Below are 24195 nucleotides of genomic sequence, written 5' to 3'. Positions count from 1 at the left end.
GAACCGCCCGCGACTGCCTTGCGGCGTTCCGGCATCTGCTTGCTCATCGACTGAAGACAGCCTGCGATCATCGACGACGCGCTTTGCCGGACGCAATCTTGCGCTGCAACACGCTGACCGCCTTGCCGTCGTACTGGAGGCTGGTGTCGGTCTTGGGCTCGAGCGCACCGGCATCGTCGCGGGGTCCATCGACGAAGCGCACATTGATGGTGCGTTTGGCCTGCATGCCAGTCCAGCTGCCTTCGCGCTTGCCGATGCTCAGCTCACCCTTGGCCTGGTTCCACACCAGCGGAATGCGGCTGAACTCGCCCTTCTCGTAGCCATAGCCCTTGCCATCGTCTTCGTACAGCGAGAACTGGCCGTCGGCGCCGGTGTAGACCACCACGGTGAGCGGCGCGTCGGGTTTTTGGTCCACATATTCCTGCACCGGGCCGGTCGGCACGATGGAGCCGGCACGCACGAACAGCGGCATGCGTTCGATCGGCGCGGCCGCCTCGATGGTCTGGCCGCCGTCGTAACGCTTGCCGGTGGCGAAATCGAGCCAGCTGGTGCCGGCCGGCAGATACACCTGACGCGAGGTGGCGCCGAAGCGGGTCACCGGTGCGACCAGAAACGCCGGGCCGAACAGATACTGGTCGTTGATGTCGCGCGTTTTCGCATCATCCGGGAAGTCCATCATCATGCCGCGCATGATCACGCCATCGCGCTGATAGGTATCGCCGGCCAGGCTGTAGATATACGGCAGCAACGCGTAACGCAGGCGGTTGTAGTAGGCCATGCTGTCGTAGAACGGCGTGCCTTCCGGGGCGATGTTCCAGATTTCGCGGTACGGGAACTGGCCGTGCGAGCGGAAGATCGGCACGAACGCACCGAACTGGAACCAGCGCGTGTTGAGCTCGCGCCATTCCGGCAGATGCGCCGGGTCCTGGTTCTCGTAGCGCTTCTCCACCGCAAACCCGCCGATGTCGAAGGTCCAGTTGGGCAGGCCCGACAGCGCCATGTTGACGCCGGCGGAAATCTGGTCGTGCATGTCGTCCCAACGCGACACGATATCGCCGCTCCACACCGCCACCGCATTGCGCTGGGTGCCGGCATAGCCCTTGCGCGAGAGGATGAACACGCGCTTGTCGTCAGCTGCACGGTCGCCTTCGTAGACGCCATGGGTGTGCGGCAGCGGGTAGGAATTGAAGTACTCGGTGGACGAGCCCAGCGCGGTCGGCGTGGTGCGTGCCTTGCGCTCGCCGATGTCCAGGTTGGAGTGCACGTCCGGCTCGTCGGCGTCCATCCACCACGCATCGAAGCCCTTGCTGTTGAGCTTCTCGTTGACCTGGCGCCAATAGATCGCCTGCGCCTTCTCCGAGTACGGGTCGTAGAACGAGTTCTTGTAGCCCTTGGCGATCCAGTCCAGCTCACCCACTTCCACGTTGCGCTTGTACATGAAACCGGCAGCATCCAGTTCCTTGTAGTTGGCGGTGGTGGGATAGAACTTGGGCCAGATCGAAATCATGATCTGCGCGTGCATGTCGTGCACGGACTTGACCATGCCATCCGGATCCGGGAAGTGCTTCGGGTCGAAATCATGCGAACCCCAGGCATTTTCCGGCCAGTACGACCAGTCGAGCACGATGTTGTCCAGCGACAGCTTGCGCTTGCGGTACTCGGCCAGCACGCCGACCAACTCATCCTGGCTTTTGTAACGCTCGCGGCTCTGCCAGAAACCATAGGCCCACTTGGGCAGCATCACCGACTTGCCGGTGAGTTCGCGGTAGCCGGCCACGGCCTGGTCGTAGGAATCGGCCGAGACGAAGTAGTAGTCGATCATCTGGCCGGCTTCGGACCACAGCGAGAGATCTTTCGCTTCCGCTGCCGGCAGCGGGTCGCGATGCAGCAGCGCGATGTAGCTGGGGTCGATCAGATCCCATTCGACCTTGACGGTGTGGCGCTTGCCCGGCTCCAGGTCCAGCTTGAACTCGTGATTCCACGGGTTCCAGTTCTGGCGCCAGCGATCGATCACCAGCTTGCCGTCGACGTACAACTTGGCGTATTCGCTCGAATACAGCGAGAAGGTGTGCTCGCCACCGGTGAGCGCTTCGATCTCGCCCTCCCAGGTGACCTGCATGCGGCTGTCCTTGTCCTTGGTGATGGCCTTCTTCGGGAACTTGGTCAGGTCGCTGAGGTACTGGTAGTTCACCTCGCTCTCGCGACGCTCCAGCACCTGCTTGCCGTTGATGGCATAGCGTGCGGTCAGTGCGCCGGCCTTGCCCTTGGCGTCGTACAACTTGAGCGTCTTGGGCAGCGGCTGCAGACCGCGCGGGTCGCCCAGGCGGCTGATCGAGTTGTTGTCCCACAGCAGGCCGTAGTTGCGGCTAGACACCAGGTACGGCACCGCCATGTCGATGTTGTTCTGCTGCAATTCGACGTTGCGGCCCTTTTGATTCATCCAGCCCTGCTGGTGCTGGCCGAAGCCGTACAACGCTTCGTCATCGGGCGACTGGAAGCGCTGGCGCACGCTCAGGTACTGCTTGCCTTCGACCTTGAGCGGGGCAAAGCTGCGCCCGCCGGCCACTTCGGACAGCACCGGCTTGCCATTGGCATCGGCGAAGCTGACATGGCCGTCGACGGTAGACACCGTGGCGGTCACCTTGCCGGTCTTCAGCTGCACGCTGTCGGCCTGCTCGGCCACCTGGAAGGCGCTATCGCCCTGCACCGGCACGCGCATCAGGCTGGGACTGCGTGCGAAGTCGCCGTCCGGATCGGCACTGACGCGGATGATGCCGGCATCGACCACCTGCAGGCGCACCGGTGCGGCGCCCTTGGCGCTCGGCACCACGGTGACGCCATCGGCGGCCTTGCGCACTTCCTGCGCATGCGCGGCATTGGCCAGCAGGGCCAGCGACAACGCCAGGCAATGGGCAAGCGGTGTACGTCGGTTGGCAGGCGCGGTGCCGGCGGAACGGTTGGTGGTTTGCATGGTCACTCCCTTTGAATTTCGAAACGCTGCCGCGGGGGCGGCAGCGCATGGGTTGCTGATTATTTGTAGGTGGCGAGCTTGATCTTGAGCAGCTGTGGCACGCTGGAAAAATTGACGCCGTAATCGGTCTGGTCGCCGTTCCAGTTGCGCTGGAACTTCCACTGGGTGTCTTCGTACACGCCTTCCTCGACACGGTCGTAGAACATGTTTGCGGTGGCGTCGCTGGCCGGGTGCAAGGTCACGCGCACGTGGTAACCGGTGACCAGAAATTCATCCGGGCCCAACTCGGCGATCAACGCCGCGCCGATCGGCTCCGGGTTGCCCGGCGGCTCGCCCTTGAACCAGAACTGTGGCACGCCGTAGGTGATGGTGGCGCTCCAGCGGTCGTTGAGCTTGAGCTCCTGCACGGCCTGGCCGGGCTCTTCGGCGGTGCCGTGCAGCTTGCCTTCGGAGGCGGCCTTGGCGAACGGGCGCATGCCCATGCTGACCGCCTGGAAGCCGAGCGCGAACGGTGCCAGCGTTTCTTCGTTGACGTGCTTGGCGCCCAGCGGATAGTTGGAATAGCGCGTGTAGTCCATGCCGAACGCCGACCAGCCGATGCCGTTGTGGCCCAGCGTGGGATACAGGTAACGCGCGTATTCCTGTCGGTTGCCGGTTTCGGCCACGAACAAGGCATTGTCCGGGCGCGCGTAACGCTCCAGCACGGTGGTGTACATGCGGTATTCGGGCATGTAGATATCCGGCGCCAGCAGATCGATATGCGGGCCGGCCGCCTTCCAGACATCGAGCACGTTGTCGGTGGGGCCACCGCTGGCGTACTGGCCGGGCTGTCCTGGATTGAACGGGCCACGCAGCGCGGCATTGACGTACATCGGCAACGGATACTCGGCCTTGCCGGCTTCGGCGACCTGATCGATGTAACGACCGATCGACCACGCATGGAAGATTTCATCGGCATCGGCGCCGAACACCTGCGCCCAGCTGCCCGGCTGCTTGTTCAAGCGCTTGAGCAGTGGGTCCGGTACCGGACCGTCGAAGAGTTTTTGCGCCATCGGCGAAAAGTCGCGCACGCTGCCGTAGGTGCCCGGCTCGTTTTCCGGCTGGATCATGATCACGGTGTGTTGCGGGTCGACCTTTTTCAGGTGCTGCATGAAGGCGACAAACGCCTTGCGATCGGCATCCAGCGTGGCCTGCGCATGCGGCGACAGAGACCCGATCGCCTTGCCCTCGCGAGTGATCACACGCGGGAAGCGCTGGTTGTCGGCCTTGACCCACAACGGTGCATAGGCCGGGCCATTGTTCTTCCAGGTCGCAAACCACAGCAGCACCAGCCGCACCTTGTGCTCGCGCGCTTGGCTCAGCAGCGTGTCGACGAAGGAGAAATCGAACTTGCCTTCTTCCGGCTCGACCTGCTCCCAGGCGATCGGCACCTGCACGGTGTTGGGGCCCAGCACCTGCATGGCCGGCCACACCTTGTCCATCACGCCGGGATAGTTGCTGGAGTTGTTGACCTGCGCGCCCAGGATCAGGAACGGCGCGCCATCGACCATCAAGGCATGCTTGCCGTCCTTGCTGACGAACTGCGGCATCGCTGTCTGCGCTGCCGGGGTCTGTGCGCTGGCCGGCGTTGCCGCTGCGGTGCTTGCAGCCGGCGTGGAGGCGGCAGGCTTAGCTGCATCGCCCTGCTCGCCGGACTGGCACGCGGCCAAGGCCAGCGTCAGCGCGGACAGCAGCAGCGGACGCAGGCAACGCCGCGCGTTGGAATACGTGATGGCATGTGCAACGGGGGAATACATGGACATAAGGCTCCGTGTCACCAGGTATCGGTGCGGAAGGGGGAAACAGGAAGGGCGTCGCGATTGATCAGGTTGGCGTCGTCGGGGTTCTCGCTCCAGCCGTAGCGCACTGCAACCGGTGCAGGCACCGCATCGCTCTGCACGCTCACCTGATCGCCGTCGATGCGCGCGGTGGCCGGATGGAACTGCTTGTCGGCACCAGCGACACGCAAGCCCTGCACTGCACCGCCGCCCCGTACCTGCAGCGCACTGCCCTGCAGGTCGAATGTCAGCACCGCCTTGCCACCTTCAAACCTTGCCCGCTTGAACACCGGCGCGCTGTACACCAGCGTTTCGCCGTACGCCACGTGCCGCGCCGCCAGCGCCAGACGATGGCCGACATCGCGCTTGTTGGTGGGATGGATGTCGGTGGGGTTGCCGATATCGATGATCACCGCCTGCCCGGTCGCCGGCAGCGCCAGCGTCTTGGACTGCGACTCGCGCAACAGCGCCCACGGGCTCAGCTCGCCCTTGTCGTCACCCGCTTTGAAGTTGGCCAATTGCACCCACAAAAACGGCAGCGTCTTGGCACCGCGTTCGGCACGCCATTGCTGGATCATCGCGGCGAACTGCTCGCGATACGCCACTGCTCCGCTGCCGGTGGCGTTGGTTTCACCCTGGTACCAGATCACGCCCTTGACCGGGAACGGCTGCAGCGGGTGGATCATCTGGTTGTAGAGCAGCGTGGGCAGTTGGTTCTTGTTGTCGACCAACGACACGCGCACTGCGGCGGGGCGGAATTTCCAGCCGCTCAGCGCGCGCTTGGCGCCATCGTTGGTCTGCACGAAGCGTTGCTCGTCCGGGCCATGCATGCCGCCACCGCCGCTGAGGTCTTCCACCCGCACGGCGATATGATTGACGCCGGCATGCAGTGCCGCCGCCGGCACGCTGTAGACGCGCGGCAGATTCCATTGCTTTTCGGTCGTGCCTACCTGCTGGCCGTTGACGTAAGTGATGTCCGAATCGTCGACCTGGCCTACGCCCAGGGTGATGCCGGCCTTGGCCTCGGCAGCGCTCAAGGTCAACGTAGTGCGGTACCAGGCAATGCCGTCCATGCCGTTGTAACCGTTGGACTCCCATTGCTGGGTGGTGGGGATGCTGTCCCAATCGCTGTCGTTGAAGTTGGAGTCGCGCCACTGCGGCATGTCGCCGTCGACCTTGGGCCAGCGCGCAATGCGCTTGCCGGTGGCGGCCTGTGCGGCAGCGTCGCGTTGCTTGATCGCCTCGATCGCGCCCTGGTTCTGCTCGGCATTCAAGCCCAGCGATGCGGCATCCATCCACGCCTCGATCGCACTGCCGCCCCAGGTGCTGTTGACGATGCCGATCGGCACGCCGGTGCTGGCGCGCAGCTCTTTGGCGAAGAAATACCCCACTGCGGTGAACTCGCCGGCAGTGGCCGGCGTGGCGGCCTTCCACTCGCCACCGGTCAGGCGCGCTTCCGGCTGCACCGACCACGACTTGGGCACCTTGAAATGGCGTAACTGCGGGTCGTTGGCGGCAGCGACCGCCTGCGGGCCATCGCTGGCCTGCGCCAGCGGCCATTCCATATTCGATTGCCCGCTGGCCAGCCATACATCGCCGACCAGCACGTCGCGCACCTGCAGCTGCCCACCATCGCCCTGCACGCTCAACACGTACGGGCCGCCCGCCTTGTGCGCGGGCAAGCTCACCTTCCAGGCGCCCTTTGCGTCGGCTTTGGCGGTGGCGCGCTTGCCATCGAAGCTGACCGTGATCGCGGCATTGGGCGATGCCCACCCCCACACCGGCATGGGCTGGTCGCGCTGCAACACCGCGCCATCGGCAAACAACAGCGGCAGGGTCGGCTGGGCCAGCGCGAGCGGGCTGGCCAGCACCAGACCCAGCAGGCAGGCGCGGCGAACGAGAGGTGCGGTCATGCGGTGATCTCCAGGAACAGCGCGGCCGGTCGGCGCGCAACGAGGCGATAGGGAATGCAGCGGGTCAAGGTACGGCAGCGCGATGCCGCGCGCAGGCACGCAGCGCTCATCGTGGATCACCGTAAAAAATGCCACGGCCACCGGTGGCGAAGTAGACGCGGCCAGGTCGTCGTGGGTCGCCGGTGACGCTGTAAGGCTTGCCGAAACGGTGCGCGTCGTCGTTGATGCGCAGCCACTGCGTGCCTTCATCGTCAGAGCGGAATACGCCATCTACACCGGCCACGCGCCCGGCCAGATACAGCGTTGGCGGTGCGCCATCGCGCAGTGGCTTGCCGATGCCCAGCGAGCGCGCTTCGTCCGGCCTGGAGAGGGTCTGCAAGCGTCCGTTCTGCCAGCGCATCACGCCCAGCGAAGGGCTGGCCAGATACACCACGCCGGCACGCCAGGGGTCGGGCCGCAGCTGCGGACGCACACGCTCATCGCGCGCAGGGTTGCCGACCTGGTGCCCGGTATCGCGGAAGCTGGCCGCGCCATCAGTACTTTCGTAAAAGTGTCCGCTGACGGTGTCGGCGGCATACCAGCGCTGCGCATCGACGCGGTCTGCCACCACCACTGCCGTGTCGGGCAGCCCCTGCACGCGCTGCCACTGCTTGCCGAAATCGCCCGTGCGCCAGTTGCCGCCGTTGTTGGGCGTCCAGACCACCTGCGATGCATCGGCCGCGATGGCAATGGTGCCCGCGCCCTGCCCGGCCGGTGGTTCACTGGCAAACGCGCTCCAGTGCGCGCCACCATCGCGCGACAGCAGCGCGCGGATCTCGTTGTTGCGACGGTCGCGCACAGTGCCGCTACGCACCACCGTCAGCGGCGCCTGTCCTGCAGCATCGATGCTCTCGCCGTTGGTCAGACGCGGGCCGACATACTGCAGCTGCGCGGTATCCAGAGTGTCATGGCGAAACCCATCGATATCGCCCAGCGCGCTGAGCAGAGGCGCGCCGGCCATCGGGCTGAGCAAGTCCAACGGCACGGTCTCTTCCAGCCCCCGGTCCTGGAACCACCACTGCAACGGCTGCCGCGTGTCGGCGAAATCGCGCAGATTGCGCGAGGCCCAGATGCCGTAGCCGGTGACGAACAGCGCATGGTTGCTGTCGAACGGATCGATCGCCAGCGCGCCGATCCAGTGCGGTGTCGCCTGCGCGGTCCACGGCGCGGCGCTGTGATCGAACACCGCATCGGCCAACAACGGCGTCCAGTGCTTGCCGCCGTCGACGCTGCGAAACAGCTCATCGCGCGGCGTCCGCCGGCGAAAGGTACTGGCCAGCAGCACCTGTGGATCGTGCGGGTCCACCGCCACCGCGCCCCAGCCAAAACCATCGCCAGTGGCCGGCTGCGGAATCGGGCTGATCTCGCTCCAGCGCCCCTGCGCCGGGCTGTACTTCCACAGCGCACCACCGGCCATCAAGTCCGGGCCGGGCTGATCGCCGTAGCTGAGATACCACTGCCCATCGCGGCCGCCGTCCATATGGTTGGGGCGCAAGCCGTGCGGCTGCCCGGCCACCGCCGACCACGTGCGACCGGCGTCGTCGGACACATACAGGCTGGTGTGTGCGGTGGAAACGCCAACGTAGATCCGTGGCGTGGGACTGCCAGCGTGGCCGCTGGCGGCGTCGAACACGACAAAGGCAATCCCCACCGCCTGGTCGCGTCCGACATGGTTGCGCGCGGTGGCACCGGCCAATACCTCGGCAGGAAATCCGTCCACCCGCGCCCAGTGCGCGCCGCGATCGTCGCTGCGCCAAAGGCCTGCATCGCGTGCGCCCAGCAACAGCACACGACCATCGTGCGGGTCCACCGCCAGCCGTTCGCCGTTGGCGCGGCCCAGTTGATTGCTGCCCAGTTTGAACGGCAGATCGGCGCGCTCGAAGCTGCGGCCGCGATCGAACGAACGCAGCACCGCGGCATTGCCGGCGCGCGCGTGCATATAGGTCCCGGCCGCCAGATAGATGGCGGCGGGATTGGCAGGGTCGATGGCAAACGCATCGATGCCCATCAGATTCCAGTCGTCGGCGCCCAACCAATCGGTCAGTGCCACCCACTGTTGCGCACGCGCATCCCAGCGATACGCGCCACCGACATCGGTGCGCGCATAGGCAAGATCGCGTTCGGCGGGATGAAACAGCACACCGGTGACAAAGCCGCCACCGCCAATGGCCACGCTGCGCCACTGGTAAGGCCCCTGCGTGACGGGCTCGGCCGCGTGCACGTGAGACGTCATGAAGAGCAACACCAGCGTCAGGCAAACAGCAGTCAGCCACGCATGTGCTGCGAAAAGGCGGCGCTTAGTAGGCGGATCGATCATGGCGATCATTCCTCCGGCTCCCTTCGCGATCGACGGCAGCGCCATCGATAGGAAAAACACCGGTCCAACGAGCTGCCTGCACAGCTCGCCGGACCGGAGACGCACTTCCTACGGCGCGTTCTACAGGCTGGCCCGCAATGTCAGGCCATACCGACGATCGTTGATCACAAAGTCGCGGTAGCGCGACTCGTTACCCAGGTAGCTTTCGCGACGGGTATCGAGCAGATTCACGCCGTCCAGCGAAATCGACCACACAGCATTGATGTTGAAACGCAGCGAGGCATCCAGCTGGCCGAAGCCCTTGTTGTAGACCGGCAGATTGCCGGTGCCATTGCCTGCGGTGGTCACCAGCCAGTCGCTGCGCCAGTTGTAGGCCACACGGCCCTGGAAACGCGAGGTTTCGTAGCTGAGGATCGCGTTGTAGCTGTTCTTGGACAAGCCTTCCAGCGGCACCGTCAACGACTGGCCGTTGGTGTCGGTGGCAGTCGGGCTCGGGGCCTCGCTGTCGACGTAGGTGTAGTTGGTCTGCACGCCGAAGCCGCTCAACCAGCCCGGCAGGAAGTCGAAGAACTGCGTGTAGCCCAGTTCCGCGCCGCGGATCTTGCCCGAGTCGCCATTGACCGGACGGGTGATCTGCCACACCTGGCCGTCGTACACCTCGTTGAAGACGGCGTTGGCGATGAAGCCTTCCACCTTCTTGTAGAACAAGGTGCCGTACATCATCGAGCCCTGGCCGAAGTACCACTCCAGCGCGGTGTCGAACTGGTCGGCCTTGACCGCTTCCAGACTCGGATTACCTGCGGCACCGGTGAAGGTCGACGCACCATTGGAGGTACCGGTGCTCAGGCTCAGGTTCGGATTGAGGCGATCGAAGGTCGGGCGCGAAATGCCGCGCGAGGCCGCAAAACGCCACTGCAGCTGATCGCTCAGCATCCAACGCAGGTTCAAGCTCGGCAGCACGTCGGTGTAGGTCTGCTGTGCATCGACCGGAATCAGACCGCCGCCTTCAGCGTCGGTGCCGGTCCGCACGCCCTGCGAGCCGACTTCGGTCCGCACCACGCGCACACCGATGTTGCCGTCGAACGGGATGTCGCCATCCACGCCGAAGCGCAGCACGCCGTAGGCGGCGTAGGTCTTCTCGTTCTGCGTGTTGATGTTGTTGGGCGCAAATACCAGCGGGGTGCCGCCAAAGGTCGCAAGCGTCTGCTCGTAGTTACCCACGGCAACATCGGATGCGGTCAAGGTCGGGCCGAAGGTGCTGCTCTTGCCACGGAAGAAGTCGGTGATCGGGTTGGTCACGACGCCCACGGTGGGGAACTGCGAGAACGGTGTGCCGGCGCATCCGTTGATGCACATGAAACGGAACACGTTGCCCTTGGTCTCGGCATCGCGGTCGGTGTAACGCACGCCGGCCTTGAAGCTGCGCACGAAATCGCTGTCGAACGCCAGATCCATATCCGAACGCCAGGCGAATTCGGTGCCCTTGTTGTCGTCCTTGTTATCCAGGTGCCAGCGCCAGCCGTTGTAGTTGTCCTGGTTGGCCAGGAAACCTTCGGCACCGCTTGCATCGGTCACCGACAACTTGGGCAGGTCGCCGCGGAAATCGATATTGAAGAACGGCGTGTTGTTCAAGCCGGTCGCCACGATGTAACGCGTGCCGGTGGTGGTGGCATCGACATACTGGAAGTCGGTGCTCAGGGTCAGCTTTTCGTTGACCGTCCACTTGGCGCCCAGCGAGTAATCGGTGGTCACCGAATGCCGCTCGGTCAGGCTGGTGTTGGAGTCGGCCGGCACGTTCTGGAAGGTGCCGTTGACGAACTCGTTGCGGTCGTTGATCTGGATGCCCGGCGTGCCCTGCATCGGGTTGGCACCGGTCAACGCGAAGAACGAATAGTCGTGCCAGCTGAAGTCGTAGTCCGAACGCAGCACCTGCGTATAGACCTCGACCGCATCGTTGGGACGCCACTGCATCGCAAACGCGCCGGTCTTGCGCTCGCGCTCGCCGACGGTGGTGTTGATACCGGCGCCGTGCGGCACCGAGATCTGCTGACCTTCATAGCCCGGCAGATCGGTTTGGGTGTACCAGGGCTCGATAGAAATGGTGTCCTGGCGGAACGGGCTCTTCTGCTGCGAGTAGTTCACCAGGATACCGATCTCGCCGATCCCGGTCTGCCAGCGATCGCTGAACAGTCCAGAGAACGCCGGCTTGCCGTCGTCGGCCAGGTCGTAATGGTTGTACTGCACGCTACCGGCGATCTTGCGGCCGTCGTAATCGAACGGCAGACGCGTGCGCAGGTCGACGGTGCCGCCCAGGCCACCTTCGATCATGTCGGCAGACGGGTTCTTGTACACGTTGACGCCGCCAAGCAGCTCGGCCGACACGTCTTCGAAGCTCAGGCCGCGACCATCGTTGGCGGTGAAGATGTCACGGCCATTGAGTTCGGTGCGCACCTGGGTCAGACCACGGATGGCGATCGAGCTGCCTTCGCCGTAGTTGCGCGAAATCTGGATACCGGAGATGCGCTGCAACGCCTCGGCGACGTTGTTGTCGGGCAGCTTGCCGATGTCTTCGGCGACGATCGAATCGACGATCTGCTCGGCGTTCTGCTTGACCAGCTGCGCCTTGGTGACGCTGCTGCGCGTGCCGGTGACCTGCACGGTGTCCAGCTGCTGGGTGGTGGCGTCCGATGCGGGCGCGGCAGTGGTGGTCGCATCCTGCGCGTAGGCCTGCGCGCTCAGCAGCGTGGCCACACTGATGGCCATCACGGAGCGGCGGAAATCACGGATCGAACGCTGGCCCACAGTCCGGCCTGCCGGAATGTGGCGATATTGCACTGACATGGTGCTCCCTCCCAGGACGCATGTACTACTCGTTTTAGCGGGCCGGTGCGCGAACGCCCTGCCCGTCGTTGTTGCTGGCCCGCATCTGCTACCCGGACAAGACCGGAGGCGCGGATGCGTGGTCGCCCTGGCGGGCAGACCTGCGGCTGCGGCGGGAGCATAGGGCGCGGCCGTCATGCCACACCAATGAAATATTCCTGGAAAGGTATTCGTTAAAACTATAGCAAGCCCGGCAAACCCGATTGCTCCGGCATCGGCAGGCAGGGTAAGTGGCTCGGCAGAAGCGGACTCGACTCTGCGAGTCCGCTCACAGTGGATCCGTGATCGACGTCGCTTACCAGTTCATGCGCAGCACCAGCGAGTAGCGCCGGTCGTTAACGAAGGACGAGCGCGTGTACAGGCGCGGGTCCACTTCGCCGTCCGCATACGAGGTCGGGCCCATCAGCACCTTGGTCACGGTGTTGGTCAGGTTGTTGGCCTGCACGCCCAGCTGCAGATGGTCGTTGAAGCGGTAGAAGAACGAGCCGTCGAGCTGGCCGTAGTCGTCGGCCCAGGTCGGCAGGCGCGTGGCCGCATCGCTGGTGGTCAACAGATAACGCGAGCGCCAGTTGTAGGCCAGGCGCAGCGACAGCGGGCCCTTCTCGTAGATGCCGGCCAGGTTGTAGCTGCGCCGCGACAAGCCTTCCAGCGGCAGCTCGACACCGGTCACCGTGGTGCGGGTGTACGGGTCGATGGCGGTATTGGCGCCGCCCTTGCTGTCGACGAAGGTGAAGTTGGCGTTGATGCCGAACCCGCTCATCCAGCCCGGCAGTTCGTCGAAGAACTGCGTGTAGCCCACTTCGGCGCCACGGATGGTGCCTTCGTCGGTGTTGTACGGCCGGGTCACCAGCCACTCGCGGTTGTCGTAGGTCTCGCTGCGGGTCTGGGTGGAGAAGTAATCCTTGACCTTCTTGTAGAACAGCGTGGTGTACAGCATGTCGCTGCTGTCGAAGTACCACTCCAGCGCGGTGTCGAACTGGTTGGCGGTCATCGGCTTGAGGGTCGGGTTGCCCGCAGTGCCGACGAAGTTGGTCGCATTGCCGGCGTCGTCGGTTTCCACGTTGAGCAGCACGTACGGCTGCAACTGGGTGTAATCCGGGCGCGCCATCGCCTTGGACGCAGCGATACGCCACTGCAAGGTGTCGGTGAAGCGGAAGCGCATGTTCAAGCTCGGCAGCACATTGGTGTAGCTGCCCTGCGCGTTGTTGTCGAAGTACTGGCCGGTGTAACGGGCCTGCAGCTCCGGCGACACGTTCAACCCGGACAGGTCCTGAAACTGACCGAAGCCTTCGGCCTGGGTCTTGGTCTGCACGATGCGTACGCCGATATTGCCGTCCACCGGAACACCCCATGCCTCGTCGTTGCCGAAGTACAGCGCCGCGTACGCGGCCTGAGTCCGCTCGAACTGGCGATTGGTGTCCTGCGGCTGATAGGTATCCGGCGCCCAGCCGTAGCCACGCAATGCCACGATCTGCTGTTGCAGCAGGTCCGACGCGCGCCGGTAGTTCTTGACCAGCCCACCGTTGGGTACCACAAGGGTGGTGGGCACGTTCACACCGCCACGGAAGAAATTGGAGAAGGTGAACCGCGACGACTCGTCGGGCAGGTATTGCGACATGTCCGCCAGGCCGGTCGCGCTGCCGGGGATCGCCGCCCAGTTGTCCGACAACACGCCCCAGTTGTACCCGGAGTTCTTGTTGGTCTGGTTACGGTCGGTGGCGCGCATGCCAAAGCGCATGAAACGCAGCCAGCTGCTGTCCTGGAAGGTGTATTCCAGGTCCACGCGGGTGGACAGCTGCCGTCCGCGATTCTTGCCCAGGTGATCCATCGCCGCCGCCCAGAAATAATTGGACGGGTCCTGGGTGAAGCCCTGGTTGGCGATCTGCACGGTCGGATACTTGCCCGACACGTCATAGGTCAAGCCAGGCAGATAGGTCGCGCTGAACACGGTGAAGTCCAGCTGGTCGTTCTCCGACTGCACCAGCTGCACATCGCCCTTGATCTGCAGGTTGTCGTTGAAATAGTGGCTGAAGCCCACCGACAGGTCCGAGGTGGTGGTGCGCTGCTCGGAATAGCGGTTGTCGGTATTGAAGCGCACGCCGTCGCCGGTCAGCACGCCGCGCCAGGAGTTGGACACCGGCGAGCCGCGCTGGAAGACGCCGTCCTGGTCGTACTCGAAGGTGGTGCCGGGCGCCGGGCTGATGCTGTTGTTGCTGTCGTTGAAGAACGCCGCGCGCTCCTGCCAGTTCATGTCGTAACGCGAGCGCAGGTATTGCGCGTAGATCTCGGTCTGGTCGCTGGGCTTCCACTGGAACGCTGCGGCAATCCCGTCGCGCTTGCGTTCGAAATCCAGCTGACGCCAATTGACGCCACCGGGCACGTACACCTCGCTGCGCCCGCTGCCGGCCAGTACCGCGTCGTCGGTGCGCCGCACATACGGCTCCACCTGGATGCCGTCCGAGCGTGTCGCCAGTTCCGAATGGGCGATATCGATCATGAAGCCCATTTCGCCGACACCGGTGTCCCAGCGATCGCTAAACAGGAACGACGCCGACGGCTTGTACTTCTTGCTCATGTCGCCGTAATTGACGTCGATATTGCCGCCAACGATGCGCCCCGGGTTGTCGAACGGCATGCGCGTGCGCAGGTTGACCGTGCCGCCCAGACCGCCTTCGATGATTTCTGCCGAGGGGTTTTTGTACACGTCCACGCCGGCCATCAACTCAGCCGGTACGTCTTCAAAGCTCAAGCCACGGCCGCTGGCGGCACTGAAGATGTCGCGGCCATTGAGTTCGCCGCGCACCTGGGTCAGGCCACGGATCATCACGCCACTGCCTTCGGCCGAAAAATGGTCCGGGTCGCTGCGCGCGGCAAAGTGGTCGATGGTCACGCCACTGACGCGCTGCAGGGTTTCGGTGACGCTGCGGTCGGGCAGCGCGCCGATGTCTTCGGCACTGACCGAATCCACGATCTGGGTGGAGTCGCGCTTGATCACCTGCGACTTGATCAGGCTGGCGCGCACACCGCGCACCTCCACCGTATCCAGGTCCACCGCGCTGGCGCCGGCCTTGTTCGAGGCAGCGCCCGGCGACGATTGCGCCTGTTGCGCATATACCGGTGCGGCAAGCAACACGCCGATGCTGACGGCCATGGCCGAGTGACGCAGATGTTGCAGACGACGGGCGCGCACGCCCGCACCTGCCGAGGCATGGCTTGAAAACTTGAACATCTGAATCCCTCCCAGGACGCAAGACGACTGAAGACTGGTTGTCGCGGCGCAAGACGCCCCGCGTGATCGGGTGGAAAAAGGCACTGATGCCGATCTCCACCGTTGCTTAACTTGGCGGCTTGGCCGCCGATCACCTGCCCGACTTCACGTGCGCTTCAGCGTGCGATCTGGCGCACAGATATAGGCGCACGGTCTAGCGCCAGCCAATGAAAAATTCACGGACTGGTATTACTTCACGGAATAGAAATGGAAGAGCCCGCTAGGTAAGGGATTCCGGCCCGCGCAGACCGGGGTACAAGCGGCGCGCCGTAGTCCGCAGCGCTTGCAGGATGCGCTCGGCACCCGGCGGCAGGATGTAATCGCGCCGACGGATGATGCCGAACGACTCCATCCGCACCCCCAGCTCGATCGGCAGCACCGTCAGCAACTTGGCCTGGATCAGCGGCGCCACCGATTCCACCGGCAATGCAGTCAGCATGTCGGTGCCGCGCAACAGGGTGGAAGTCACCGGCAACGACGAGGTTTCGATGGCGTTGGTCGGCGTCTGCACGCCGTGCTCCATGAACATCGAGTCCAGACGCGCGCGCAGCACGCTGTCGGCCGGCGGCAGGATCCAGCCATACCGCACCAGGTCCGCGTGCTGCAGGCCGACACGGCTGGCCAGCGGATGGCCGGCACGGGCGATCACCGAATGCGGCTCATCGGCCAGCGGCTCGAATTCCAGTTCGCCCACGCCTTCCGGACCGAGGATGCGGCCGATCACGATGTCCAGCTGACCATCCAGCAACTTGGCAACGAGCGGGCGGCTGTAGTCCATCTCCACCCGCACCAGGATGTCCGGAAACTCGCGTTTGACCTCGGCAATGGCCTGCGGCACCAGATTGGTTCCTGGATTGACCACGGTCCCGATCGAGGCCTGGCCCATACGGCCGGCCCGCAACGCAGCGATTTCTTCCTGCGCGCGGCCAATCTCCGACATCGCCGCACGGGCACGCCGGATCAGCACATGGCCGTACCAGGTGGGCTCCACGCCGCGGGCATGCCGCTCGAACAATTTGACCCCCAGCATGTCTTCCATCTCGGCCAGCAGCTTGGACGCGGCCGGCTGGGTCATGCTGGCGGCCTCGGCCGCACGTAATACCGAGCGCTGTTCGTGCAGATGCAGCAATAGCAGCAGTTGACGCGTCTTGAGGCGGGCTGCGTTGAACCAGGGAGTACCGGAATTTGCCATGGGGTGCGGTTGCGGCTGTGTATTCGTCGGAGGAATAGAATATGCCGAAAATTTCATTTGCAGCACATATCTCCCCAGGCGAGGCTAGCGCTCGCCGCAGCAGGAGCCCCTACCTCCCGGGCGCGGCCAGAACAGACGTGACCGCCTTTGATCAGGTGGCAGCACGCACGCCATGACCGCGGAGGTGGACGACGATGACGGCATCTTGCCGGCCACTTGCAGGCCGTAGCGGTAGACATGTCGCGCATCACGCGCGCATCGACCACCCGGGCGCCAGCCCACCCACGCTTCGTTTTCTTCTCCGGATTGCGCATCGGCAGCACCTGCTTGCCGCGCGCAGTCGCGCAAGCTCCCACGACGTTGCCGGCCATCTGGCCGCCAACGGCCGCTTTCCGCTCTATCGCGAGTAACACCATGACCTCAGACACCACCGCCAGCCTGTTCGCCTTGCCACTGATCGCCATCCTGCGTGGCATCACGCCGGAAGAAACGCTGGACCATGTCGGCGCACTGATCGACGCCGGCTTCGATGCGATCGAGATCCCGCTCAATTCGCCGCGTTGGCAGCAGAGCATCGCCCTCGCCCAGCAGACCTATGGCGAGCGCGCCTGGATCGGTGCCGGCACCGTGCTGCGTAATGAAGACGTCGACACCCTGGCCGACATCGGTGCGCGCTTCATCGTCACCCCCAACACGCGCCCCAGCCTGATCCGCCATGCGGTGTCGCGCGGGCTGACCGTGGTGGCCGGCTTCGCCACCGCCAGCGAGGCGTTCGACGCCATCGACGCCGGCGCAACGATCCTGAAACTGTTCCCGGCCGCGACCTATGGCGCTGCGCATGTGCGCGCGCTGCGCTCGGTGCTGCCCACCCACATCCCGGTCTACGTGGTCGGCGGCGTCAGCCCGCAGACCCTGGCCGGGTTCATCGCCCAGGGCGCCGCCGGCGCCGGCATCGGTGGCGAGCTGTACAAACCCGCGCAATCACTCGAAACGACCCAGACGCATGCACGCAACTTCGTGCAGGCCTACCAGGAACTGCAAGGATGAAGATCACCCGCCTCACCACCTACCACGCCGCACCGCGCTGGTTGTTCCTCAAGGTCGAGACCGACGAGGGCATCACCGGCTGGGGCGAGCCGGTCATCGAAGGCCGCGCGCGTAGCGTGGAAGCGGCCGTGCACGAACTGGCCGGCTATGTCGTCGGCAAGGACCCGGCGCGCATCAACGACTTGTGGCAGACCATGTACCGCGCCGGGTTCTACCGCGGCGGCGCCATCCTGATGAGCGCCATCGCCGGTATCGACCAGGCGCTGTGGGACATCAAGGGCAAGGCGCTGGGCGTGCCGGTGTACGAGCTGCTGGGCGGGCTGGTGCGCGATCGCATGAAGACCTACCGCTGGGTCGGCGGCGACCGCCCCGGCGCCATCATCCAGCAGATTACCGACTACCGCGCGCTGGGCTTTGACACCTTCAAGTTCAACGGCACCGAAGAAATGAAGCTGATCGACAGCGCGCGCGCCGTCGATGCCGCCGTGGTCAAGGTCGCCGAAATCCGCGAAGCCTTCGGCAACACCATCGACTTCGGCATCGACTTCCACGGCCGCGTCGGCGCACCGATGGCCAAGGCGTTGCTGCGCGAACTCGAACCGTTCAAGCCGCTGTTCGTCGAAGAACCGGTGCTGGCCGAACAGGCCGAGTACTACCCGCGCCTAGCCGCCAGCACCTCGATTCCGCTGGCTGCCGGCGAGCGCATGTTTTCGCGCTTCGAATTCAAGAACGTGCTGTGCGCCGGTGGCATCGGCATGGTGCAGCCGGACCTGTCGCATGCCGGCGGCATCACCGAGTGCGTCAAGATCGCCGCGATGGCCGAAGCTTACGACGTCGGCTTCGCCCCGCACTGCCCGCTCGGCCCGATTGCGCTGGCGGCGTGTCTGCATGTGGACTTCGTGTCGCACAACGCGGTGCTGCAGGAACAGAGCATCGGCATCCATTACAACGAAGGCGCCGACCTGCTCGATTACGTCATCAATAAAGACGATTTTCAGTGCGTGGATGGCAGTATCGCCGCACTGCCCAAGCCCGGGCTCGGTGTGGAGATCGACGAAGAGATGCTCAAGCGCGCAAACGAAAATCCGCCTGACTGGCGCAACCCGGTGTGGCGCCACGCCGACGGCAGCATCGCCGAATGGTGAGCATGCCCGAGCACACCGCCGTACTGGCGGTCGACAGCCGCTGCACGCATGGCGAAGGCGTGCTGTGGTGCGAACAGCGCGAGGCGTTGTACTGGGTCGACATCAGCGAAAAACGCCTGTGGCGGCATCATCCTGCCAGCGCGCAGACGCGCTACTGGACGCTGCCCGATCGCCCCGGCTGCCTCGGCCTGATGGACGATGGCCGCCTGCTGATCGCACTGGCCAAGGCCATCGGCATCGCCGACCCGGACAGCACCGAAGATGACGTGTTGCCCTTCGAAAAACTGGCCGATATCGAGGCAGACAACCCGCTGACGCGCAGCAACGATGGCCGCGCCGATCGGCACGGCAATCTGGTGTTCGGCACCATGGACGAACACGACAACAAGGCCGCGCGCGGCGCGATGTATCAGTTCTCGCTGGCACATGGCTTGCGCGCGTTGCCACTGCCGGGCGTGTCGATCCCCAACTCGATCTGCTTCAGCCTCGACGGCCGCACGTTGTATTACTGCGACTCGGTGCGCCCGCAGATCCTGTGCTGCGACTACGACCCGGAGACCGCACAGACCAGCAACACGCGCGTGTTCACCACCCTGGACCGCGACGACGCCGAGCCGGACGGCTCGATCATCGACAGCGAAGGCCATCTGTGGAATGCGCAATGGCGCGCCTCGCGCGTGGTGCGCTATCGCCCCGACGGCAGTGTCGAGCGCATCGTGCACCTGCCGGTCAAACACCCCACCTGCAGCGCCTTCGGTGGCGCGGCGCTGGATCGCCTGCACATGATCTCCTCGCGCCTGGACCATAGCGCCGAAGAACTCGCACGCATGCCCGAAGCCGGCGGCCTGTTCGTCTGCGACGTCGCCATCGCCGGCCTGCCCGAAAGCCGGGTGGCCAGCGCATGATCGCGGTCGATTGGGGTACCAGCAGCCTGCGCGCCTACCTGCTCGACGCCACCGGCGCCGTGCTCGATCAACGCCGCGGCAGCGACGGCATCCTCGCCTGCCAGGGCCGCTTCGGCGAGGTCCTGAACGCATTGATCGATGGCTGGGACGGCCCGGTCGTGCTGTCGGGCATGATCGGCAGCCGCAACGGCTGGGTCGAACAGGCCTACCTGCCCTGCCCGGCCGACACCGCCGCATTGACCGCTGCCATGCGCCGCTACGACGATCTGCTGCCCGGCCGCACGCTGTGGTTCGTCCCCGGAGTCAGCACCGGCGCGCAGCACGGCGTGCCGGATGTCATGCGCGGCGAAGAAACCCAACTGGTCGGCCTGTTCGCCGCACTTGGCGACGGCGACCACATCGCCTGCCTGCCCGGCACGCATAGCAAATGGGCGACGATCGCCAACGGCCAGCTGACCGACTTCGCCACCGTGATGACCGGCGAGCTGTACGCGGTGCTGCGCCAGCACAGCATCCTGGGCAAGCTGATGCCCAACGACCATGCCGATCTCGATGAGGCCGCATTCCTGTCAGGCGTGGATCGCAGCGCCGAACCCGGCGGTCTCAGCCACCACCTGTTCGGCACCCGCACGCTGGGCCTGTTCGACCGCCTCAGTGCACAGGCCCTGCCCTCGTACCTCTCGGGCCTGCTGATCGGCCACGAGCTCCGCGAGCATCGCGGCAGCCACGCCACTGTGCACCTGGTCGGCAGCCCCGCCCTGGCGCAGCGCTACGCCCTGGCGTTGACGCACCTGGGCGTCGCCACCCAACAACACCCGGAAGACCTGGCCGCCACCGGCCTGTTCGCGCTGGCCCGGCAACACGGCCTGACCTGAGTTCCCTGAAGGGGAGACAGGATGCAAAGCCCCTCTCTCCCCGTGGGGCGAGAAGGCACGGCTTGCGCGCAAGCGCGGGCCGGGACGCGGAGCGGAGGTTGGGGTGAGGGTACGGCGGAAGACAGCCAACCCACCCAGCGAGATCCAGGCATCACGACACCCCGCAGACCACGACCAATCCATCATCTGCGCGGCAAACAATCCCCGTCCCACCTCACACCCACCACCCGACTGCTTTAGAATTGCCAGGCTAAACGCCGGATTCCGCCATGCCTTTTGTTGTCACCGAAAACTGCATCAAGTGCAAATACACCGACTGCGTCGAGGTCTGCCCGGTGGATTGCTTCCACGTCGGCCCGAATTTCCTGGTCATCGACCCGGACGAGTGCATCGACTGCACCCTGTGCGAGCCCGAGTGCCCGGCTAACGCAATCTATCCGGAAGATGACGTGCCCGCGGGCCAGGAAGGCTTCGTCGCGCTCAACGCCGAACTGGCCAAGGCCTGGCCAGTGTTGACGGTGCGCCAGGAGCCCCTGCCCGATGCGGCAGACTGGGACGGCAAGCCGAACAAGCTACCGCTGCTGCAGCGCTAAGGCACTGTCCCGGCGCGCGACAGCATCGCTGCCCGCTAGCCACACCGCAACAACGCAAAACGGGCGCCCTGGGCGCCCGTTTTGCTGTCCGGCAATGGCCAAACCACTCAGCCGCCGAGCTTGCCCTTCAGCGCGCTGATCACCGCCACCGGTGCGGCAGCCGTGGCCGGCATGCCGCGCGGATCCACTGCCGACACGTAGCTGCCCGCCTCGACCTTGACCACGCGCACCAGGAAGCTGGAACCCTCGTAGCTCACGTCGTAGGAGCCCAGCATCTGCGCCTTGCTGGCGACGGTCAGGCCGGGAATCTCGGCCAGCGCCGTGCCGACCTTGGCAAACACTTCATCGCGCTCGCCCGGCACGGTGAAACCGCTGTTGGCGCTCGCCGACGGCGGCGTGTTGGTCTGCTGGGTGGTCGATGCCAGGGTCGGCACCTTCATCGCACCGGAGGTGTCGGGCAGGTTCAGATCCGGCGGCACTTCCAGCGGACGGGCTTCCGGGGCCAACGCATAGTCGCCGCGCGCGCCCTTGTGAAACCAGCTGCAACCACTCGTGGCGGCGACGGTGGCGGTCGCCAGCAACGCGAGCGACAGCACGCGGACGGGGGAAACGGAATGACGCATCGATAAATCTCCTGGGTCAGGCCGCGAGCATTTCGCGGCTGGAAAGTGCTTCCAACGCAACGGCGTCGGCGGCAAGGCGGTCGGCGGCAGGCTGATGCGCCGCAGAAAGTGGCAGCAGCGGCAAGCGCAGGCCGTGCCCGATCCCGGCGCGCTGCAGCAGCGCCTTGACCGGGATGGGATTGGATTCGATCCCGCAGAAGCTATGGTATTCGCTCAGGCGCGCATCCCATGCGAGGGCGGCATCGCGCTGGCCATCGCGGGCCAGATCGCACAAGCGACGGTACGCCGACGGCAACGCGTTGGACGCCACCGAGATCAGCCCCTGGGCGCCGGACAGCATCGATTGCGCGGCACTGCCGTCATCGCCACTGAGCACCACGAAGGAGTCGCTGCGCAACGCCACCAGCGCGGCGACGCGCTCGGGCTCGCTACGCGCTTCCTTGATGCCGACGATGTTGGGGTGATCGACCAACTCGGCCACCGTCTCCGGCAGCAGATCGCAGCCGGTGCGGCCGGGCACGTTGTACAACACCACCGGCAACCCGCCGCTGTCGGCCACGGCCACAAAATGCGCTTTCAACCCTGCCTGGGTCGGGCGCACGTACGGCGGCGTCACCACCAGCGCGTACTGCGCGCCCAGCGCGGCGGCGCGGCGCGTCTGCGCAATGGTTTTTGCGGTGCCGGACAGCCCGGTACCGGCCAGCACCGGCACCCGGCCAGCGACCTGGGCCACCGCGGCGCGCAGCAATGTGTCGTATTCGTCGTCGCTCAGCGCGGCGGCTTCGCCGGTGGAGCCGGCAACCACGATTCCCTGGACGCCACCGTGCAGCTGCTGCTCCAGCAGCCGCCGCCAGGCATCCAGGTCGAGTGCGCCGTCCGGCCCGAAGGGGGTCGCCAGCGCGGTGATGATGCCGGAAAGGGACAAGATTCTGCTGCTCTTACGTGACAAGGGGAGGCCCGCGCGCACGCGGGTTGCGACCGCCTGCATGTTACTTGCGGCGCGAAACCACGGGCAAGTATGCTGGTCACCGCCAGGGCGCCTGTCCGGGCGGCCATTCAGCCTGATGCAATGCCGGAAGCCCCTTTGACTGACTCTACACCCCGGCCCTCGCCGACCGAAAATCACCTCCTGATCAACGCCTACACGACGCATCCGGAGTCCCCCCTGTTGCCTGTCACCCGCCGCATCGCCGACAGCGGCTGCAATCTCGTGGACGCTCGCCTGGCCACGGTGGGGCGCGATGTCTCGGTCACCGCACTGGCCACCGGCTCCTGGGATTCGGTCGCCAAGCTCGAAGCGATGCTGACACGGCTCGAACGCGAGGAAGGCCTCAAGCTGGTCTGGTACCGCACCGGCCCCAAGCAGACCCAGTCCAACCTGTTGCCGTACATCGTCGAAGTGATCGCCGCCGACAAGCCGGGCATCCTGTTCCAGCTGGCCGATTTCTTCGACCGCCAGGGCATCACCATCGAAAACCTGCAGAGCACCCGCTACCGCGCCATGCAGACCGGTGCGGAGATGTTCTCGGCGCAGGTGACCATCGGGGTACCGGCCAACATGCACATCGCCGCGTTGCGCGATGATTTCCTGGAATTCTGTGATCACCTCAATCTCGACGCGATCATGGACCCGATGAAGTTCTAAGGCAGACGCACCGATGGCCATCGCCAAATCCGCGCTGAAACAGATGTTCGATCACATCCGCTCCGAGACCGACTGGAATCTCGACGGCCCGTTGCGCTGGGAATACTTTTTCGCCGACCCGGCGCAGCAGCCGCTGCAACAACTTTCCGAGCAGCTGACCCAGGACGGCTATCGCGTCATCGACATCTTTCTCGGCGAACGCGACGAAGACGACGGCGACGATGAGGAGTCATATTTCCTGCATGTGGACAAGCGCGAACACCACACCATTGAATCGCTGAATCAGCGCAATGCAGAGTTCGATGCACTCGCCAAACGTTTCCATGTAGCTGCTTATGATGGGATGGACGTCGGGCCGGCCTGATCGGCCGCCGACCGCCTCTCCCCTTCAGGCTGAGCAACGATGACCGACGCTGTACTGGAACTGCCCGCTACCACCCTCGACCTGCCGCTGGCGCTGTCCGGCGGCACCCAGACCACCCTGCGCGGCTATGCCGGCACGTGGGTGGTGCTGTACTTCTACCCGAAGGACAGCACGCCCGGCTGCACCACCGAAGGCCTGGACTTCAATGCCTTGCTGCCGGACTTCAAGAAAGCCGGCGCTGCCATCCTGGGCGTCTCGCGCGACTCGGTGAAGTCGCACGACAACTTCTGCGCCAAGCAAGGCTTCAACTTTCCCTTGATCAGCGATGGCGACGAAGCCTTGTGCCGCGCTTTCGACGTGATCAAGGAAAAGAACATGTACGGCAAGCAGGTGCTCGGCATCGAGCGCAGCACCTTCCTGCTGTCGCCCGAGGGGCGCATCGTGCAGGCCTGGCGCAAGGTCAAGGTCGCCGGCCATGCCGAGGCCGTGCTGGCTGCCGTGAAGGCGCACGCCAAACAGTGACGCCCCTCGTTTCCCCTGTCCTCCATCACCCTGCACACGCAGGCGTGATGGCTCGCCCCTGCTCCATCACTTGGAAGAC

The 24195-nt window shown here is 65.0% G+C and carries 17 protein-coding genes; 8 read left to right on the top strand and 9 right to left on the bottom strand.

Annotated features, from left to right (window positions below):
* Positions 1-67: 67 nt before the first annotated feature.
* The 7 genes from ABQU90_RS05365 to ABQU90_RS05335 form a co-directional block, all read right to left on the bottom strand.
* Positions 68-2971 (bottom strand): TIM-barrel domain-containing protein, encoded by a 2904-nt coding sequence (locus ABQU90_RS05365; protein WP_323523401.1) that lies wholly within the window; start codon positions 2969-2971, stop codon positions 68-70.
* 59 nt (positions 2972-3030) lie between these two features.
* Positions 3031-4773, bottom strand: coding sequence for a GH35 family beta-galactosidase GalD (galD, locus tag ABQU90_RS05360; RefSeq protein WP_407078743.1), 1743 nt, complete (start codon positions 4771-4773; stop codon positions 3031-3033).
* An 11-nt stretch (positions 4774-4784) separates the two neighbouring features.
* Positions 4785-6701, bottom strand: a complete 1917-nt coding sequence (locus ABQU90_RS05355) for a sialate O-acetylesterase (RefSeq protein ID WP_323523400.1) — start codon at positions 6699-6701, stop codon at positions 4785-4787.
* Positions 6702-6807: 106 nt separating this feature from the next.
* Entirely contained in the window at positions 6808-9066 is a 2259-nt protein-coding gene (locus ABQU90_RS05350; RefSeq protein WP_323523399.1) for a sialidase family protein, read from the bottom strand.
* Between the two features lie 111 nt (positions 9067-9177).
* On the bottom strand, positions 9178-11898 hold the full coding sequence (locus ABQU90_RS05345; RefSeq protein ID WP_323523397.1) for a TonB-dependent receptor: 2721 nt from the start codon (positions 11896-11898) through the stop codon (positions 9178-9180).
* A 334-nt stretch (positions 11899-12232) separates the two neighbouring features.
* Positions 12233-15166 carry a TonB-dependent receptor gene (locus tag ABQU90_RS05340; RefSeq protein WP_323523396.1) on the bottom strand — a complete coding sequence of 978 codons (2934 nt, stop codon included), beginning with the start codon at positions 15164-15166 and terminating at the stop codon, positions 12233-12235.
* A gap of 259 nt (positions 15167-15425) precedes the next feature.
* Complete coding sequence (locus ABQU90_RS05335; RefSeq protein WP_055844203.1) at positions 15426-16397, bottom strand: LysR family transcriptional regulator; 972 nt, start codon at positions 16395-16397, stop codon at positions 15426-15428.
* A gap of 414 nt (positions 16398-16811) precedes the next feature.
* Here ABQU90_RS05335 and ABQU90_RS05330 point away from each other — a divergent pair, with 414 nt between their 5' ends.
* The 5 genes from ABQU90_RS05330 to fdxA all read left to right on the top strand — a co-directional run bounded on the left by ABQU90_RS05330 (position 16812) and on the right by fdxA (position 20962).
* The gene (locus tag ABQU90_RS05330) at positions 16812-17444 is read left to right on the top strand and encodes a 2-dehydro-3-deoxy-6-phosphogalactonate aldolase (RefSeq protein ID WP_055844207.1); all 633 of its coding nucleotides are present in this window, start codon (positions 16812-16814) and stop codon (positions 17442-17444) included.
* Positions 17441-18589: a galactonate dehydratase gene (gene dgoD / locus ABQU90_RS05325; protein WP_055844210.1), complete on the top strand. Its 1149-nt coding sequence runs from the start codon at positions 17441-17443 to the stop codon at positions 18587-18589. The genes ABQU90_RS05330 and dgoD overlap by 4 nt, the downstream gene beginning before the upstream one ends.
* Complete coding sequence (locus ABQU90_RS05320) at positions 18583-19494, top strand: SMP-30/gluconolactonase/LRE family protein (RefSeq protein ID WP_323523395.1); 912 nt, start codon at positions 18583-18585, stop codon at positions 19492-19494. Before dgoD ends, ABQU90_RS05320 begins: the two co-directional genes overlap by 7 nt.
* Positions 19491-20369: a 2-dehydro-3-deoxygalactonokinase gene (locus ABQU90_RS05315; protein WP_323523394.1), complete on the top strand. Its 879-nt coding sequence runs from the start codon at positions 19491-19493 to the stop codon at positions 20367-20369. The genes ABQU90_RS05320 and ABQU90_RS05315 overlap by 4 nt, the downstream gene beginning before the upstream one ends.
* A 269-nt stretch (positions 20370-20638) precedes the next feature.
* On the top strand, positions 20639-20962 hold the full coding sequence (gene fdxA / locus ABQU90_RS05310; protein WP_005994928.1) for a ferredoxin FdxA: 324 nt from the start codon (positions 20639-20641) through the stop codon (positions 20960-20962).
* 107 nt (positions 20963-21069) lie between these two features.
* Here the strand turns inward: fdxA and ABQU90_RS05305 are convergent, their stop codons facing one another.
* On the bottom strand, positions 21070-21585 hold the full coding sequence (locus ABQU90_RS05305) for a hypothetical protein (protein WP_055844218.1): 516 nt from the start codon (positions 21583-21585) through the stop codon (positions 21070-21072).
* 16 nt (positions 21586-21601) lie between these two features.
* A complete protein-coding gene (gene dapA, locus ABQU90_RS05300) occupies positions 21602-22510 on the bottom strand; it encodes a 4-hydroxy-tetrahydrodipicolinate synthase (protein ID WP_115553586.1) in 909 nt (302 codons plus the stop codon).
* A gap of 93 nt (positions 22511-22603) precedes the next feature.
* Between dapA and ABQU90_RS05295 the strand changes: the two genes are divergently transcribed.
* The 3 genes from ABQU90_RS05295 to ABQU90_RS05285 are packed head-to-tail and all read left to right on the top strand — an operon-like array spanning position 22604 to position 24116.
* Complete coding sequence (locus ABQU90_RS05295; protein WP_115511939.1) at positions 22604-23230, top strand: glycine cleavage system transcriptional repressor; 627 nt, start codon at positions 22604-22606, stop codon at positions 23228-23230.
* 13 nt (positions 23231-23243) lie between these two features.
* Entirely contained in the window at positions 23244-23594 is a 351-nt protein-coding gene (locus tag ABQU90_RS05290) for a ribonuclease E inhibitor RraB (protein ID WP_055844224.1), read from the top strand.
* A gap of 39 nt (positions 23595-23633) precedes the next feature.
* On the top strand, positions 23634-24116 hold the full coding sequence (locus ABQU90_RS05285) for a peroxiredoxin (protein ID WP_115511940.1): 483 nt from the start codon (positions 23634-23636) through the stop codon (positions 24114-24116).
* The last annotated feature ends 79 nt before the right edge of the window (positions 24117-24195 follow it).

The sequence above is a fragment of the Xanthomonas sp. WHRI 10207 genome (genome assembly GCF_040202975.1).
Taxonomy (GTDB): Bacteria; Pseudomonadota; Gammaproteobacteria; order Xanthomonadales; family Xanthomonadaceae; genus Xanthomonas.
Note: the sequence above shows the minus strand (reverse complement) of the source record. Positions and strands in the feature narration are given on the sequence as shown.